The sequence below is a fragment of the Sorangium sp. So ce448 genome (assembly GCF_051520915.1).
In the GTDB taxonomy this organism is placed as follows: Bacteria; Myxococcota_A; Polyangia; order Polyangiales; family Polyangiaceae; genus Sorangium; species Sorangium cellulosum_B.
In genome coordinates, this window is the sequence record NZ_CP150343.1 from 2,488,369 (window position 1) to 2,503,813 (window position 15,445).

At 71.4% G+C, this 15,445-nt stretch carries 12 protein-coding genes; 10 read left to right on the forward strand and 2 right to left on the reverse strand.

What is annotated here, in order from left to right:
* The first annotated feature begins 69 nt into the window (after positions 1 to 69).
* The 6 genes from WMF45_RS09570 (at position 70) to WMF45_RS09595 (ending at position 6,355) form a co-directional block, all read left to right on the forward strand.
* A complete protein-coding gene (locus WMF45_RS09570) occupies positions 70 to 1,032 on the forward strand; it encodes a serine/threonine-protein kinase (RefSeq protein WP_437716619.1) in 963 nt (320 codons plus the stop codon).
* Positions 1,033 to 1,437: 405 nt separating this feature from the next.
* Positions 1,438 to 2,688 (forward strand): polynucleotide adenylyltransferase PcnB, encoded by a 1,251-nt coding sequence (gene pcnB / locus WMF45_RS09575; RefSeq protein WP_437716620.1) that lies wholly within the window; start codon positions 1,438 to 1,440, stop codon positions 2,686 to 2,688.
* A gap of 133 nt (positions 2,689 to 2,821) precedes the next feature.
* A complete protein-coding gene (locus WMF45_RS09580) occupies positions 2,822 to 4,468 on the forward strand; it encodes a transglutaminase-like domain-containing protein (RefSeq protein ID WP_437716621.1) in 1,647 nt (548 codons plus the stop codon).
* Positions 4,465 to 4,911 (forward strand): NUDIX hydrolase, encoded by a 447-nt coding sequence (locus tag WMF45_RS09585; protein WP_437716622.1) that lies wholly within the window; start codon positions 4,465 to 4,467, stop codon positions 4,909 to 4,911. The genes WMF45_RS09580 and WMF45_RS09585 overlap by 4 nt, the downstream gene beginning before the upstream one ends.
* A gap of 209 nt (positions 4,912 to 5,120) precedes the next feature.
* Positions 5,121 to 5,393, forward strand: a complete 273-nt coding sequence (locus WMF45_RS09590; RefSeq protein WP_437716623.1) for a hypothetical protein — start codon at positions 5,121 to 5,123, stop codon at positions 5,391 to 5,393.
* 164 nt (positions 5,394 to 5,557) lie between these two features.
* Positions 5,558 to 6,355, forward strand: a complete 798-nt coding sequence (locus tag WMF45_RS09595) for a TetR/AcrR family transcriptional regulator (protein WP_437716624.1) — start codon at positions 5,558 to 5,560, stop codon at positions 6,353 to 6,355.
* Between the two features lie 11 nt (positions 6,356 to 6,366).
* Here the strand turns inward: WMF45_RS09595 and WMF45_RS09600 are convergent, their stop codons facing one another.
* Complete coding sequence (locus WMF45_RS09600) at positions 6,367 to 8,370, reverse strand: C1 family peptidase (protein ID WP_437716625.1); 2,004 nt, start codon at positions 8,368 to 8,370, stop codon at positions 6,367 to 6,369.
* A gap of 137 nt (positions 8,371 to 8,507) precedes the next feature.
* Here WMF45_RS09600 and WMF45_RS09605 point away from each other — a divergent pair, with 137 nt between their 5' ends.
* The 4 genes from WMF45_RS09605 to WMF45_RS09620 all read left to right on the forward strand — a co-directional run bounded on the left by WMF45_RS09605 (position 8,508) and on the right by WMF45_RS09620 (position 13,333).
* A complete protein-coding gene (locus tag WMF45_RS09605; RefSeq protein ID WP_437716626.1) occupies positions 8,508 to 9,587 on the forward strand; it encodes a geranylgeranyl pyrophosphate synthase in 1,080 nt (359 codons plus the stop codon).
* 112 nt (positions 9,588 to 9,699) lie between these two features.
* Entirely contained in the window at positions 9,700 to 9,921 is a 222-nt protein-coding gene (locus tag WMF45_RS09610) for a Franean1_4349 family RiPP (protein WP_437534351.1), read from the forward strand.
* Positions 9,918 to 11,927 (forward strand): hypothetical protein, encoded by a 2,010-nt coding sequence (locus tag WMF45_RS09615; RefSeq protein WP_437716627.1) that lies wholly within the window; start codon positions 9,918 to 9,920, stop codon positions 11,925 to 11,927. The genes WMF45_RS09610 and WMF45_RS09615 overlap by 4 nt, the downstream gene beginning before the upstream one ends.
* Entirely contained in the window at positions 11,924 to 13,333 is a 1,410-nt protein-coding gene (locus WMF45_RS09620; protein WP_437716628.1) for an adenylate/guanylate cyclase domain-containing protein, read from the forward strand. Before WMF45_RS09615 ends, WMF45_RS09620 begins: the two co-directional genes overlap by 4 nt.
* Before the next feature lie 31 nt (positions 13,334 to 13,364).
* Here the strand turns inward: WMF45_RS09620 and WMF45_RS09625 are convergent, their stop codons facing one another.
* Positions 13,365 to 15,071: an oxidoreductase gene (locus WMF45_RS09625; protein ID WP_437716629.1), complete on the reverse strand. Its 1,707-nt coding sequence runs from the start codon at positions 15,069 to 15,071 to the stop codon at positions 13,365 to 13,367.
* Positions 15,072 to 15,445 lie beyond the last annotated feature (374 nt).

The window sequence follows — 15,445 nt, forward strand, 5'->3', positions numbered from 1 at the left end:
CTGCGCCGCCGTCGCGTCCGTGTGCCCTCCGTGCCCTTCGGCAGGCGCGACTGCGCTACGATCGATCCCATGCCTCCCGCTCGCGTCGCCGCTGAAGCGCTCGTGGGCAAGCTCCTCTGCGAGAAGTACCGCGTCGTGCAGCTGCTCGGCAGCGGCGGCGTCGGGCACGTCTACCTCGCGGATCGCGTCGGCAGGCCGCGTGAGGCCGCGACGTCGCGCGTCGCGGTCAAGGTCCTCCGGGCAGAGCTCCGCGACGATCCGCTGCTCATCGCGCGGTTCGAGCGAGAGGCCGGCGCGGCGTCGCGCGTCCGTCATCCCAACGTCCTCTGCGTCGATGCGCTCGAGCGCGCCGGCGACGCGCCGTGCTTCGCGATGGAGCTGCTCGTCGGGCTCGATCTCGCCGATACGCTGACGTTCACCCGAGCGCTCGTCCCGTCTCGCGTGGTCCGGATCGCCGCCGACCTCGCCTCGGGCATCGACGCCGCCCACCGCGCCGGGGTGATCCACCGCGACGTGAAGCCGGAGAACGTGTTCCTCGTGCACGCGGCCGACGGGCGCGAGATCGTCAAGCTGCTCGACTTCGGCTTCTCGTTCATCCAGGGCCAGGGCGCCGAAGGCGCGCTGCTCCCCCGGGTCGTGGGGACGCCGGAGTACATGGCGCCCGAGCAGGCGCAGGGCGCGCCGGCGGCGCCCGCCGCCGACGTCTACTCCCTGGGTATCGTGCTCTACGAGATGCTCGCGGGCCGTGTCCCCTTTCAGGGCCCGTACCCCGCCATCGCGGAGAAGCACGGGCGCGAGCCGCCGCCGCCGCTGCACCGGGTACACCCGGGGCTGCTCATCTCGCGCGAGCTCGACGCCGTCGTGCGCAAGGCGCTCGTGAAGGACCCCCGCGGCCGGTTCGCCTCGATGGCGGAGCTGCGGCAGGCGCTGCTCGCGACGCCCGAGGCCCGCGCCGGGACGTCGTCCGCCGTTCCGCCCGACGCCGGCGCGCCGCCGCCCCCCGGCGTCGGGCACTGGGGCACCAAACCGTGAAGCCCGCTCGCTCCGGAGGCTTCCGTCGGCCCCCCTGCGCCTCGGCTTTGCTCTCACGGCGAAGCCCTGCTAGACGGCCGTTACCATCTCTTGTTCCGGGCGACAGCCGGATCCGCTCGTCAGGCCGACACTGGCCGCGGCGAGCGAGCCGGCGTGGTTCGGAGGTCCGCGGGCGCGGGCCTCATCTGCGCGGGTCGGTTCTCCAGCGAGTACTGGAATCCCAGAATCGCGCGCCAGTCGTCCTCCACTCCCTCCAGGCTTTGCCTGGCGCTTTTTCGGTTGCTGACTATGGGTCGCGCGACCCCATCACCTGATAACGGCACAGCGGCGTTTCACGACGCCGAACTCCCGATGTACGAGAGCCGCAGCGCCTTCGGGCCACGCGCTGGGCCCGAGGGCGAGCTCATGCCGACGGACACAGGCGCCCTCGACGAAGATCCGTTCCGCGTCGAGCTCGTCGACGAAGACATCCCCACCCCGCGGCGCTACCAGGTCGTCTTCGACGAAGCGCGGATCGATCCGGACGTCCAGAAAGTCGTTCGACGCCTCGTACGCCACGGCTTTCAGGCCTACCTGGTGGGCGGCTGTGTGCGGGATCTGCTGCTGGATCGGCGCCCGAAGGATTTCGACGTCGCCACCAGCGCGCGGCCGGAGGAGGTCCGCGAGCTGTTCCGCAACTCGCGCATCATCGGCCGGCGGTTTCGCCTGGTGCACGTCCTCTTCCAGGGCGGCAAGGTCATCGAGGTGGCGACCTTCCGCCGCAACCCGAAGGAGGACTCCGACGACGGGAGCGAGCTGCTCATCCGCAGCGACAACGCGTTCGGCGTCGCGCACGAGGACGCGCTCCGCCGCGACTTCCGGATCAACGCGCTCTTCTACGACGTGGAGGCGCGGCAGATCCTCGACTGGGTCGGCGGCATGGAGGACGTGCGCCGCCAGGTGGTCCACACGATCGGCGATCCGGAGACGCGCTTCCGCGAGGATCCGATCCGCATCCTGCGCGCGCTCAAGTTCGCCGGTCGGCTGGGCTTCGCGATCACCCCCGACGTCTACGATGCGGTCGTCTACTGCCGGGACGCGCTCGCGCTCGCGGCGCGCCCGCGCCTCTCGGAGGAGATCCTGCGCCTGCTGCGCGGCGGCCAGGCGCGCCGCACCATCTACCTCGCGTGGGAGACCGGGGTGCTCGACGTCCTCCTGCCGGAGGTCTCGGCGCTGCTCTATGACGATCGCGGCGATGATGGCCCCGGCCAGCGCCTCTGGCGCGTGCTCGACTACGTCGACCGGCGCACCGCGGCGGATCGCCCGCTCGACGACACGGTCCTCTGGACGCTCTTGCTCCTCGAGCCGATGAAGGAGGCCTGCGACGGCGTCCGCGACCGCGCGGCGGCGGTCGCCGATTTCCTCGAGCCTCTCATCGACCGGCTGGCCATCTCCCGCCGCTACGCCGACGGCATGCGGCGCATCGTCGCCGTCCTGCCGAGGCTCGCGGGGGGGCGCGCTGGCCGCTTCGCGCGGACGGACATCTTCCAGCCCGCCCTCGACGTGCTCGCCGCCGAGCTCACCGCGCGCGGAGAGTCGACGGAAGCGATCGACCGGCTGCGCTCCGCCCCGCACCCGCGGCGCCAGCAGGCCGACGCCGCGCACTTCCGGCGCTGACCGGTGATCGACGCGGGCGCCGCCAGCGCCGCGGGCGGCGCGATCGAAGGTGGCCGTCGGGCAGGTTGCTGACGGCAACCGACCAGCCGCCGTGGAACATCACCGGGGTTTCTGGTTTCATAAGAGGCCCCTGATGTCCTCTCCGGTCGCGCGCCTGCGCCCTGTTGCTCCGCCGGCTGTCCCCGTGTCCAGGCGCCGGTTCGGCGGCTCGGCGCGCAGCCTGCTCGTGTTCGCGCTCGCCTGCGCCGTATCGCGGCTCGCCGATGCTCAGGCGTCGCTCCTGCACGAGTTCATCGCGCCGGATCCCGCGGAGGACGTGTCGCTCGCCACGACGACGCTCGACGGCGGGCTCCCCGCGGCGATCCAGACGCCGAGCGGCCTGGCCACGGCGCCCGACCCGCAGCGCCCGCCGTCGAACCAGCAGCAGGTCTACAGCAACGTCGGATCCGACGCCGGCCCCGACGCGTCCTACGAGCCGGATCGAGACACCCGCCGGCCGAACGTCGAGCGCTACGACGATCCGTTCTCCCCCGCGACCGCGCCGTTCAAGCGGCTGCAAGCGTACGACGCCGTGAGGGCGGACTACTCGCTCGTCGTCCGAGATCGGAGCCTGAAGACCGTCAAGGCGGACAGCGCCGTCTCGGCGGGCGACGAGGCGTTCTACGGGGACATCGCCGTCGATCTCGTGCCCAACGAGCCGGTCCGGATCCCGACGGTCGGGCCGGACACGCGGCTCGTGCGGATGCACGTGAACCCCGATACCCCGGTCGTCGTCCTGCGTGACGGCGCCGACAACTGGTTCGTGCGCGGCACGAAGAGCGCGCGCGTCCGGCTCATCGTGCAGCTCGCCATCCCCCGCGCGACCTTCGGCAGCGACTTCGCCGACGTCGGCTGGAGCAAGCTCGAGCCCTTCCGCGGGCCGCAGGAGGCCTCCCACGAGGCGGCGTTCAGGCAGGTCGCCCAGGCGATCGGCATCTCGTCCGCGATGCGGCCGCGCGACGTCGTTCAGAAGATGGTCGAGTACTTCCGGTCGTTCGTCCCGTCGGACGACCCGCCCAAGGGGAACGGCGACATCTACCTGGATCTCGCCCTCTCGCGAAAAGGCGTCTGCCGCCACCGCGCGTTCGCGTTCCTCGTCACGGCCCTGCACATCGGGATCCCCGCGCGGATGGTCGTCAACGAGGCGCACGCCTGGGTCGAGGTCTTCGATGGCTCGCTCTGGCATCGCATCGACCTCGGGGGGGCCGCCCTCAACATGGACCAGGAGGTCGATCCGAGCCGCCCGCCCCATGTGCCGCCGCCGGATCCCTACAGCTGGCCGGAGCAGCGGGACTCGGGCCAGGATCTCGCTGACCGCACGCGCGCCGAGCAGGCGCAACCGGGGCCTGCTGGCCCAGGGGCCGGGAGCAGCGGTGCCGCCGTGCCGCCGCCCCCCGCGCCCACGCCCACGAGCGATGCGGCCGGGCCCGCGGCGGAGAGCACCGACGTGGTCGTGACCGCGCTGGACAAGGACATCCGCCGCGGCTTTCCCCTCCACCTCCAGGGACAGGTCAGCAGCGCCGGGGCGCCGTGCGGGCACGTCCGCGTCGACGTGATCCTGACGGGGACCGCGGCGCCGCAGGGCGTGACGGTCGGCTCGCTGTCGACCGACGAGCGCGGCCGGTACGACGGGGCCGTCGTGATCCCCGGCGATTTCGCGCTGGGCGAGTACGACCTCGCGGTCGCGACGCCCGGCGACGTCCGCTGCAAGGCCGGCCGCACGGAAGCTGCCGCCCCGTGAGCGACGCGCCGGCGTGCGCCCTCTCGCCCCCGCGCGTCGCGGTGGGCGCCGTCGTCATCGATCGCCGGCCGGATGCGCCTGACGCGCCGCGCGTGCTCATCGTCAAGCGCGCTCGGCCTCCCCTCGAGGGCTCCTGGTCGCTTCCGGGTGGACGCGTGGAGCCCGGAGAGCGGCTCGCCGACGCTGTTGCCCGCGAGATCCGCGAAGAGACGGGCCTCGACGTCCGCGTCGGTCCCCTCGTGGAGGTCGTGGAGATCGTGGCGACTCCCTATCATTACGTGATCCTCGATTACCTGTGCGAGTCGATCGGAGGCGCCCTCTCTCCAGGAGACGACGCCTCCGAGGTGGCCCTCGTGCCCGTCCCCGAGCTGCCGGCCTACAGCCTCACCGACGTCGCGCTCCGCGTGATCCATAAAGCTTTGGCGATGGCGGCCGCCGGCTGAAACAGCGCGATCCAGGGAGCGCCCGACTTGGCGCGGCCGTGGCGTAGGTGGGATGTCGCAGAAAGGGCGACTCTCCATGTCGAACTTCCCTTGTTGGACAGCAGCAATGTTATTTTGCTGCCCTGCCGCTCGCGACAATCGTCGGTGGCAGCGCTAGGTTAGATGTGGGTGCAGGGGTGAGCGCTGGTTCGACGATCAGGAGGGGATTGGTGGTCGTCACGGTGGCGACCTTGGTCTCTTTTCCTCTCTGCTTCGCGCTGCCTTGCAACGATGGCGCTGGCCTGTTCGCGCTGCCCGCGCCGCGCGTCACGCGCGTCTCGCGTGCCGCCGCGCCTCCCGGTGTACCCGAGGGGTCGGGCTGGCTCCCGGCGCGGGTCGCGCGCGCCCTCTCAAGGACCGTCGAACAGGTGGCGCGTTCGGGCATTGCCCCGATGTTCCTTGGTCTGCACGGGTTCGGTGTGACCGTGTCCGGCGAAATGTGATGAACGCGGCTACTGCGGCTGCAACATGCGTTTCGCTGCTCTGCTGAGCGAACGGCGAACGTGGCGAGCGCTGGTCGTGCCCGTCAGCTCGAATTCGCGCTGTGTGTGGTGACCGCTGAGTCTGGATTGCGGCGCTTCTGGAGACATCGTAGACCGGGGAGTCTATGAGCTCGACGCGGAGAGCGAGGAAGGAGGAGCAGAAGGAGGAGCGGCGACGGTTCATCATCGACGCAGCCTGGCAGCTGTTCCAGGAGACCCCCTATTCCGAGGTCACCATGGCTCAGGTCGCCGAGCGCACCAGGCTCGCCAAGGGCACGCTCTACCTCTACTTCACCACGAAAGAAGAGCTCTTTCTCGCGGTCGTCGATCAAGAGCTCGCGAAGTGGTTCCACGATGTGGATATCCATCTGACGCATTTCTGCGCCTCCCGCGGCGACGCGAGCGCGGCGCGCCCCCGGCCCTCGCGGGCCCGCCGCGGCGCGCCCGGGGCGCCTGCCGAGGACGCCTCGGCGAGCGTCGCCTCGATCCTGTCGACGACCCTCGCCGCGCGCGACGCGATGACACGCTTGCTCGGCATCCTCCACAGCGTGCTCGAGCAGAACGTCAGCTACGAGGCCGCGCTCCGCTTCAAGCTCTCTCTCCTGGGTCACGTCGAGCGCACCGGGGTGCTGCTCGAGCGGTGCCTGCCGTCGCTCGCTCCCGGCCACGGCGGCCCGACCCTCATCCGGATGTACGCCCTGCTCATCGGGATGCGCCAGGTCTGCGATCCCAGCGACGTGATCCGCGATATCCGCAGCCGCCCCGATATGGGCCTCTTCCGGATCAACTTCGGCGAGGAGATCCGGGCGTCGTTCGCGCTCCTCCTGAGCGGCGCGAGCGCGCCGCCGCTCCCGTCCGGGCGGCTCGACGCCCCGGCGCTCCGCGGGCTCAGCTCAGTGGAGCGGCGCCGCCCGGAGGGGTGAGGGGCGCGCGTTCACCACGGATCCCGCGCCGACATGGGCGGCAGGTGATCGGCGAACGGCTGGTTGAGGATGCGGGCGATCACGGACTTCCACGTGGTCATGTCGTTCTCGAAGTCCTCATGCCGCCGCGCCTCGGAGCCGTGGGGCGGGGGCCTCGTGTTGGGCCCCTTGATCCACTCCGCCCTCGGGAACACGACGGGCCGGTCGTCCTTGGTCTCCGTGAGCAGCGAAAGGACGTCGGCGTTCTCCGGATCGAGGAGCCCCGCCTCCATGCCGAGCAGCGAGACGCCGCTCGTGCCGGGCACCCGCGGGCGCCGCTCGAGGGCGTTCGACACCAGGTAGAGGAGCGACCTCCCGTACACCTCGCAGTGGTCCTGGAGCTCCGCTTCGTCCGTGAGCGTGAACAGGGCGAACCGGCGCACCATGCCGCTCTTGATAGGCGTCATGTACGTGTCGCGGAACGCGTCGAGGGCGCTCGCCGGCGCGAGCAGGGAGAGCGACTCGATGGGGAGCCCGAGCCCGAGCTGACCTCGCATCGGCCCGCCCTCGATCTTCTTGCCCTTCTCCGAGGTGACCAGCTGGACGAGCGGCGCGAGCAGGAACGTGCCGCTCGAATGGGCGACCAGGTGGAGCTCGATCTTCGGATCGCTGTCCATCAGCGACGCGAGGCGGCCGATCAGCTCGCGGAGGCCGCCGTGGTCGGCGTCCATCGTCGCGTCGCCCGCGGCCAGCTTCATGCGGTCCCACTCGGCCTTGCCGCCCATGCGGCGGACGAGCGGCTCGAGGGCGTCGTCGCGCCGATCGATCATGAACCCGAACGCCCTGGGATCGTAGCCGTCGTGGCGGCGCCCCTCCGTGGCGCGATGGAGGATCTCGAGGAGGCGCGGGTAGTGGTCGGTCTCCCAGAGGAGCTCGATGGGGTAGATCTCGTGCCCGAGCAGCTTCGGCCGGAGGCGCGACATCCGGTTGATCGCGTCGATCTGCCGGCGCAGCCCGCCGCCCGCGATCAGGACGAGCCGGCGGCGCTTCCATGTCGCGGTCGCGCTCAGGAAATCCTCTTCCATGATGATACGGACGTCCTCCGACGACGTGCCGTAGGCTCCGCGCTGCTGGAGCTGGCCGTGCATGTCGACGCTGACGAGGTGCGGCCGCAGGCTGGCGAACGTCCGGCTGGTGGACGTGAGCGGGCGGAGCGAGCGCGCCTGGTTCAGGCGGATCGGGACGCCGAGCCGCCCGACCCACGCGTCGAAGCCGTATTGAAGCCAGTCGTCGTAACAGAGTCGACCGAAGCCGCCTTTGCCCCAGCCGACACCCCACGAGTTCTGGATCCAGAAGCCCTCCGCGTCATACCCGATGATCGCGAACGCGTGACCTCCCCAGGGGGCGATGAAGGGGTTCGTCTTGTCGACCGTCGGGATGATGCCGTTCCTCTGGGTCCCGTAATACCAGCCGTTGAACGGGATCAGCGCCGAGGCCGCGATGATCCCGACCTCCGCGAGGGCGCTGTGCATCGCCGGGAGGTCCCTGTGGTTCACCCGTTGATACAGGCCGAGCGGCCGGAGCATCCCGTCCACTGCGCGCTCCGGCGTGAGCGTGCCGTGGAGATCGTTCGCGTCCCACGGCCAGTGCTCGTAGGAGCAGATACCGTGTTTGTGCCAGCCCTTCATGGCGCCCCTCAGGCTGGATCCCCTCGCGTCGTCCTCGCCGGGGTACTCGTCGTAGCGGCGCGCCATCGTGTACACCATGTTCTGGCTGACGAGGCTGCGGTCCGGCGAGACCCGGCGCCTGCGCAGCAGGTAGTGCGCCACGGTGGCGACCGTGAAGCCGGTGCAGCCGTTGTTCTTGCCCTGGTCGAGCACGGGCACGCCGTACTCCACGAAGCGCTCCGGGGGCATGATCGGAGGCACTTCCACCATCGTGGGGCGATAGAGGGTGTCGCGAAAATCGAGGACGTCAGCGCGCGCGTCGGTCGTGATGTCCCCGTGACGCCCAGCGAAACGCTCGGAATCGATCATGGTTTCTGATCTCGTGAAGTCGCTGAGTGTCGCACGGGCGGCGCGCGGGGCAAAGTCGGCGGCGCCCGCCCCCTCGGACGAGGCTGCTCGTGCTAGCGTCGCCCGGGTCGGCGCCGCCAGCGCCGTCCGGAGGTGGGATGAGCGAGGACAGCCGCGCAGGGGGAGGCGAGGGCGCGCAAGGCGCCGTCGAGGCGGCGCTCGAGGCCGAGGTGCTGCGGCGGCTCGCGTCGTTCCGGGCTCGGCTGGGGAGCGAGCTCGGCGCGCTGTTCGATGAGCTCGCCGGGCGCCTCCGGCTGTTCGAGGGGGAGCCGGGCGAGGGCTACTTCTCGCACCCGACGGCGCTCCCGGTGCTCGAGCTGCCGCTCTGGGTCGCGACGCGTCCCGGCGGACCAGCGCTTGCGCTGGACGCTGGATCGCCGGCGCTTCCGCCGCTCGCCGTCGACCTCGCCGAGGCGGCAGCGGTCGGGTACCTGCACGTCCGGATCGAGGACGACCTGCTGGACGAAGGGGTCGGTGAGCCTGGAGCGACGGTGCTCCTGTCCGGGGCGTTGTTCGCTCGCCATCAGGCGTTGCTCGCCCGCTCGCTGCCCGGCGGGAGCGCGTTCTGGGGCCTCTTCGAAGAGGTCTGGTTCGGGTATGGCGAGGCGATGCTCCTCGAGCGGCGGCTCCACCGCGGCGCAGGCCCGCGGGACGGCGCCACGTTCCGGCGGGTGCTCGCCCGCTCGCGTCCGCTCGTGCTCCCGGCAGCGGCGGCCCTGTTCGCGCTGTCGCAGGCCGAGCACCTGGCTGCCCTCGAGGAGTTCGTTTCCGCCCTTGTCGCAGCGCATCAGCTGTTCGCGGACCTGCTGCACGCTGAGAAGGATCGTGCGTTCGGCAACACAACGTATGTGCTCTCCCGGCTCTGGGCGCTTGCTGAGGCGGATGCGGCGTCGCCGAGGGGGGCCGATGTCTACGACAGGGGGGCTTGTCGCGCTCAGGAGATGCGCAGCGCGGCGGCCCTGCGCGCGCGCCTGTTTGCGCGCGGCGGCTTCGACGCCATCCTGGAGGAGGCGCGTTGTGAGCTGGCTCGCGCCGAGGTCGCCGCCGGGGCCCTCGGGCTACCGGAGGCTGCGCGGTTCTGCAGGGAGCGCGAGCAGTACATGGGCGCGATCCAGCGGCGGATATTCCTCGCGTTCTTCAGCGCGCTCGCCGGCGAGCCCGCCGTCGCGCCGCGGTGAACCGGCGTGTCGTGCGCGGACGCAACATCGCCGGACGACGCGCGGACGCGCCTGCTTGTACTTGCTCGCCGTTTGGAGGTCTCCTAGCCTCCGAGCCAGAAAGCGAGGAGTCGTGACGTCGAAGAAATCTGAGGCAGAGCTCATCGGTCGTGCCGTCGTGGATTCGAGCTTCCGTCAGCAGCTCCTTGCTGATCCCGAGCGCACCATCCAGGCGGAGGGGTACGACGTCGGCGCGGAGACGCTCCAGCGCATCCGGGATGCCGCGACCTCGACGCCCGAAGCGGTCGATGCGGCCATCTCGGCCGCGGCGCGTGAGGGCGGAGTCGGTATGTGACCCTGTCCCCTGCTGGTGGGGTGACCGCCGCCTGGCCATGGCTCGACCCGGGTGACCGGGCTGTGTGCGGGCGCGCCTGGTCGGCGTATCTGTCATCAGAGGGGGCGCTCCAGCGCGGTGAAGCGGCGTGGGGAGCGCTCGCGCTCGAGCGCAGCGTGGGCACGCCGCCGGGATACAGCGTCCCGTGGGCCAGCTGGGCGCTGCGGCTCTGCGGGCGGGTGTCCGCGCCCGACGCAGCCGCGGACGCCGCCGTGGCGGTCGCCGCGGTGGCCGCCGGGGGCATCGAAGGCGCTCCTGACGCGCTCGCGCGGGGCGCGCTCGCCGCGCGGCTCCTCGCGCAGCACGCGGACGACGCGCGCGCGCACGGGTGGCTCCTGGGCCTGGCCGACCTGGCGGAGGCTTCGTGGCGCGAGAACCCGGTGATCGAGATCGACGGCTCCGGCGCCATGGCGGCGCCCACCGCTGCCGGCGCGCGCGAGGCCGTGGCCCTCTGGACGGCGCCCGCGCTCGTCGCAGGCGACGATCTCGCGCCCGCGCGTCGCTTCGGAGAGGCCGTGGCCGAGCCGATCTGGCTGCTGGACGGGCTCGTGCGCCTCTGGATCGATCCGATCGCGCCTGACCTCGCAGCGCCGACGCTCACGCCGCTCTTCGCGCTCTGGCTGCGCGGCGCGGGGCTCGCTCCTCCGCTGCTCCGCGCGCTCTCGGGTGAGCGTGCGTCCCGCGTGCGCCGCGGCGAGATCCACAGCCTGCTCGCGACCCGCCCGTACCGCGCCGCGCTCGCCGCGCGCATGCAGGAGACGCTCGCGTCCGCCCGTGAGGTCGTGGCAACCTCTCCTCGAACGAGCCCGAGCGCGCGCGGCCTCGCCGAGGCGCAGCGCGAGTTCATCGAGGCGCTCGGCGAGCGCCTCCGCTTCTTCGAGGGGCTGATGTCTTTCCGCGATCTCCTCGGCCCCGGCGCGGCGCTCGGGCCGCCGCGCGCGCAGGGCGACCCGGCGCCGCCCGACGAGGCGCGCGCGGATCTGCAGGCGGCGGCCGCGTTCCTCCTGGACGCCGCGCCGTGGCGCGAGTCCTGGGAAGTGCAGCGTTTCGGCGTGCTCGGGTCGAGCGAGCAGCCGGTCGGGCATTGGTTCGTCCGTGCGACGATCCTGAGAGCGCTGCTCGAGATCGGGGAGGTCGGGCGCGACGTCCGCGCCGACGCCGCGGCGTTGCTCGACGAGATCCCTGCTGGAGAGCTCCGCTACTTCACCGCGTTCCGTGACGTCCCGCCGGACGCCGACCTCCTCGGCATTGTGCTCGAGCTGGTCGCCGAGACGGGCGCCGCGAAGGAGAGGGCAGAGTCGTGGATCGAGGTCATGCTGGCCAACGTGGGTGAGGATGGCGTCGTTCCGACCTGGTTCTACCGCGGGCCCGCGGGGCCGACCACGCCGGGCGTGGCGTGGGCCGGCGACGACTGCGCGACGGTCCGCCTGAACCTCCTCGTGGGCCTGCTCTCGTTCGACGCGGAGCGGTTCGCGCGGCTCATCGACGCGAACGCGCGGCGCGTGCTCGACGCCGCCTCGGAGGGCGGCTTCGAGGGCGCTTGCTTCTACGATGCCTCGTACACGGACCTCGCGTTCCTCCGCTTCGCGCGGCTTTACCGGGGGAGGGCGGGGGACGCGCGGTGGGCCGACGAGGTCGCGGCGGTCGAGGCCGCGACGCTGTCACGGATGCTCCGATCGCAGCGGCTCGACGGCGGCTTCGGGACGCCGCTCCGCACGGCCGCGTGCATCGAGGGGGCCGCGATGAGGGAGCGGTGCGATGCGCTGCTCCTTGAGCGAGGGGCGCGTTACCTCGGCGAGCGCCAGCTCGTGGACGGCTCCTGGCCAGCGGAGCCGCTCTACCGGGTGCCCATGAAGCGCGGTCGCGAGGGCCACCACCAGGGCAGAGCGCTGACGACGGCGCTCTGCGCGCGTGGGCTCGCCGCGGCGCGGTCTCGGCTGCGGCGCGCAGGGGGACGGCGCACATGAGCATCGAGAAGTCGCCCGAGATCGCGCGGATCATGGAGGCGCAGGAGATGCGCGGCGAGCAGATCGTGAACCACATCCGGTTCGCGTTCGCGCTGCTCAGCGCCGCCACGCTCATGCACGTGTGGACGATCAACACGCCGGCCGCCAACCAGATCTTCGCGATCCTGACCGGCGGGTACCTCGCCTACTCGCTCGTGCTCTACGCGTTCTTCCGGCTGCGCCCCGGCGTCTACGCGGGCTGGCTCAAGTACGTGAGCATCTTCGTCGACCTCGCGCTCCTGACGCTCACGGCCCTCGGCAACGCGAGGAATCACTCGGGGATCATCGAGTACTTCACGAGCTACCTCGCGACCGTCTACGTGCTCTGGAACCTGATGTCGGGCTTCCGCTACAGCCTCGCGGCGTGCCTGTACTCGGCGGGGCTGTCGGCCCTCTTCAACTCCGTCGTGCTCGCCGTCACGGTCGGCTCCGGCGCGATCCCGATCAGCCCGGTGTCCGTCTACGGAGAGAACGCCATCAACATCGCGGACCAGTGCCAGCAGATCCTCTTCATCGCGCTCCCCGGCGTCGTCGCCGGCATCATCGCGCGGATGTCGCGCAACCTGGTCGTGCGGGCCGAGGTGGAGTCCATGGCCCGCCTCCGGCTCGAGCGCGAGAAGCAGGAGCTCGGCCGGTACCTGTCGAAGGATCTCGTCGACTTCGTCCTTTCCGATCCGAGGCGGCTCAAGCTGGGAGGCACGCGGCGGCACGTCTCGGTGATGTTCACCGACATCCGCAACTTCACCCCGCTCACCGAGTCGGTCGAGCCGGAGGCCGTGGTCTCGTTCCTGAACGAGTACTTCACGGAGATGGTCGAGATCGTGTTCCGCTACGGGGGCACCCTCGACAAGTACATCGGCGACGGGCTGATGGCGGTGTTCGGCGCGCCGCTCTCGGTCGAGGACGCGCCGAAGCGCGCCGTGATCGCGGCGATCGAGATGGTGCAGGCGCTCGAGCGCATGAACCAGCGGAAGCTCCTCGGCTGCGGCGAGATCCAGATGGGCGTCGGGATCGCGACCGGCACCGTCATCTCCGGCAACATCGGCTCGCTCCAGCGCATGGAGTACACTTGCATCGGAGATACAGTAAATACGGCCGCGCGCCTCGAGCAGTTCAACAAGGAGCTCGGCTCCAAGATCATCATCTGCCAGACGACGTACGCGACCCTCGACGACTGCGTCCCGGCGCAGCCGACCGGCGCGCTGAGCATCCGGGGCAAGACCCGCCAGGTCCACCCCTACATCGTGGACCACATGGAGCTGTCTCCGGCGCGCCTGAGCGAGCTCCGGAGCGAGCTCCTCTCGAGGGCCCGTCCGATGGAATCGATGCCGCCGCGGGCGCCGGCCGCCCTGCGCGGCAAGGAGTAGCCGAGGGCTCGCGGCGCGCTGCGCGATCGGGTCACGAGGGCGTGGCGCGGAATCGCCGGACGCGCGCCGAGCCGGGGCCGCCGTCCTGCGTCGACAGGCCGAGCGCCGTGCGCGCCGGCGCGTGGAGGCGCTGGAGGACGCGATCGAGCAGGCGGAGCGCGCCGTCGCTCATCTTCACGCCGCGCGGCGAGCGGTAGCCGAACGCGACGCCGTCCACGACCTTGTAGGCGTTCTCCGTGGGTGAGGCGGGGCGCATCTCGACGACCAGCGCGCCGTCGCGCGTCTTCATGATGACGACGATCTCGCCCGGGCGCGCCGAGGCCTCGACGAACGTCCACCCGCCGGAGGTCGCCTCCTTGATCCCGAGCTCGAGCACGCGCTGCAAGTCCTGGCCCGCCGGCGCGAGCGTCGTCGCGCCTTCGACCCGGATCTCGGCGCCCGGCGGGACCACGCCGCTGCCGAGCGGCATCGCGGGCCGCCGCATCTCCCGAGGCCCGGGGAACGACCACATGTCCGGCGTGATCTCGCCGCCTTCGCGGTAGGCCATCTCGATGAGGCGGCTGCGCTCGCGAGAGAGCGCGTCCTCGGACCAGCCGAGGCAGGAGCGCATCATCAGCGTGAAGGGGTCGAAGCGGAGCTCGAACGAGGCGGGCGCGCGGACCATGAGGTCGTCCGGAAGGACGAGGCTGTGGAAGATGCGGACCTTGCACGGGAGCTCGCGCGCGCGCTCGAGCGTGCGCCGGAACGTGATCGGACCGTCGCCCGGGAGGCCGAGGAGGATGTCCACCTCGATGTCCGTGAACGTCGAGAGCTCCTCGATCACCTTCGCGAACTTCGACTCCCTGAAGGGGCGCTGCGTGCCGTCGCCCGTCTCCTTGTTGAGCGGCGGCAGCCGCGCGTCGAGCGACACGCGCGCGACGCCGCGGAGGAACTCGAGGTGCTCGTCGTGCACGTGCTCGGGATCGATCGATGCCGTCAGCGTCGCCTGCTTGAAGAAGCCGACCTGCTTCTCCGCGGCCACCAGGTTCCGGAACGCCTCCGCGCTCAGGTTGAGCGGGGCGTCGACGATCTGCGCGCCCGGCGCGCCGGCGGCGCGGAGCGCGCTCAGCTCTTCGACGAGGTAGGCCTCGGAGAAGACGCTGCCGGCGTCCCCCGCGGAGACGCCGCACGTCGCGCAGCTCATGGCGCCCCCGCGGCAGATCTCGAGCGGGACGACGCGATCGGTCGGGAGCAGCTTCATCCGGATCGGCGAGGGGAGCGCGTCGGGCGCCACATGGAGGGGGTCGCCCGTCGAGACCCAGCCGCCGGCGGTGCACACGTGCAGCCCCGGCACCGCGCGCAGCGCATCGGGAGAGCGCTCGCTCAGCCGGACGATGTCCCGGAACGTGAGCTCGTTGCCGTGCACGAGGGCGTCGATGCAAGCGGTGGCGTCGCGCCAGGGCGCGAGCGCGAACATCGCGGGGCGCGCGAGGGGCCCCCAGAGGGCGATCGTGCGCTCCGGCCGGTTGCGCTGCAGGTGGCGCGCGACCTCGATGAACGTGGGGAACGACCAGACGTGCGCGGCGAGGCCGACCACGTCCGCGTCCACGGTCTCGACCTCCGCGACCCACGCGTCGAGATCCCTCGTCTGTGCGTCGATCACGTGGATCGGCACGCCGGCGAGGTCCGGATCGGCGAGCAAGGAGGCCTCGACACGACGGACTCCATGGCTGGACGGCGCTCCCCCACCGTCCGGCATGGTTGGCTCCATCGCGAGTAGCGCGACGCGGCGTTCGCCAGGCATCCATGAGAGTCTACCAGGGTGTCTCCCCTGTCGGGGAGTCCGTTCGCGCTCTCTGTCCGCTCTCACTCCCCGCCCCCCGGTCGGTTCCTTGCGCCCGGAGTTGCTCCTTCTGCCCGGAGTTGCATCCGGCGCGCAGTCGGGCTTTCATATTGCCCTGGGCGGGAGAGGGGGAACGGAACGTACCGGATCGGCAGACAGCGGCGGACTGTCGGGCTGCGCACTTCGTGGCGTGGTCGTACGTGTGGCGCACCGCGGCGAGCGCCCCGGTGTGTCCGGGCGATTCGTCACACCGGGGCATCACGGAGGTTGCTCGCGCTGCGCTGGCTGCT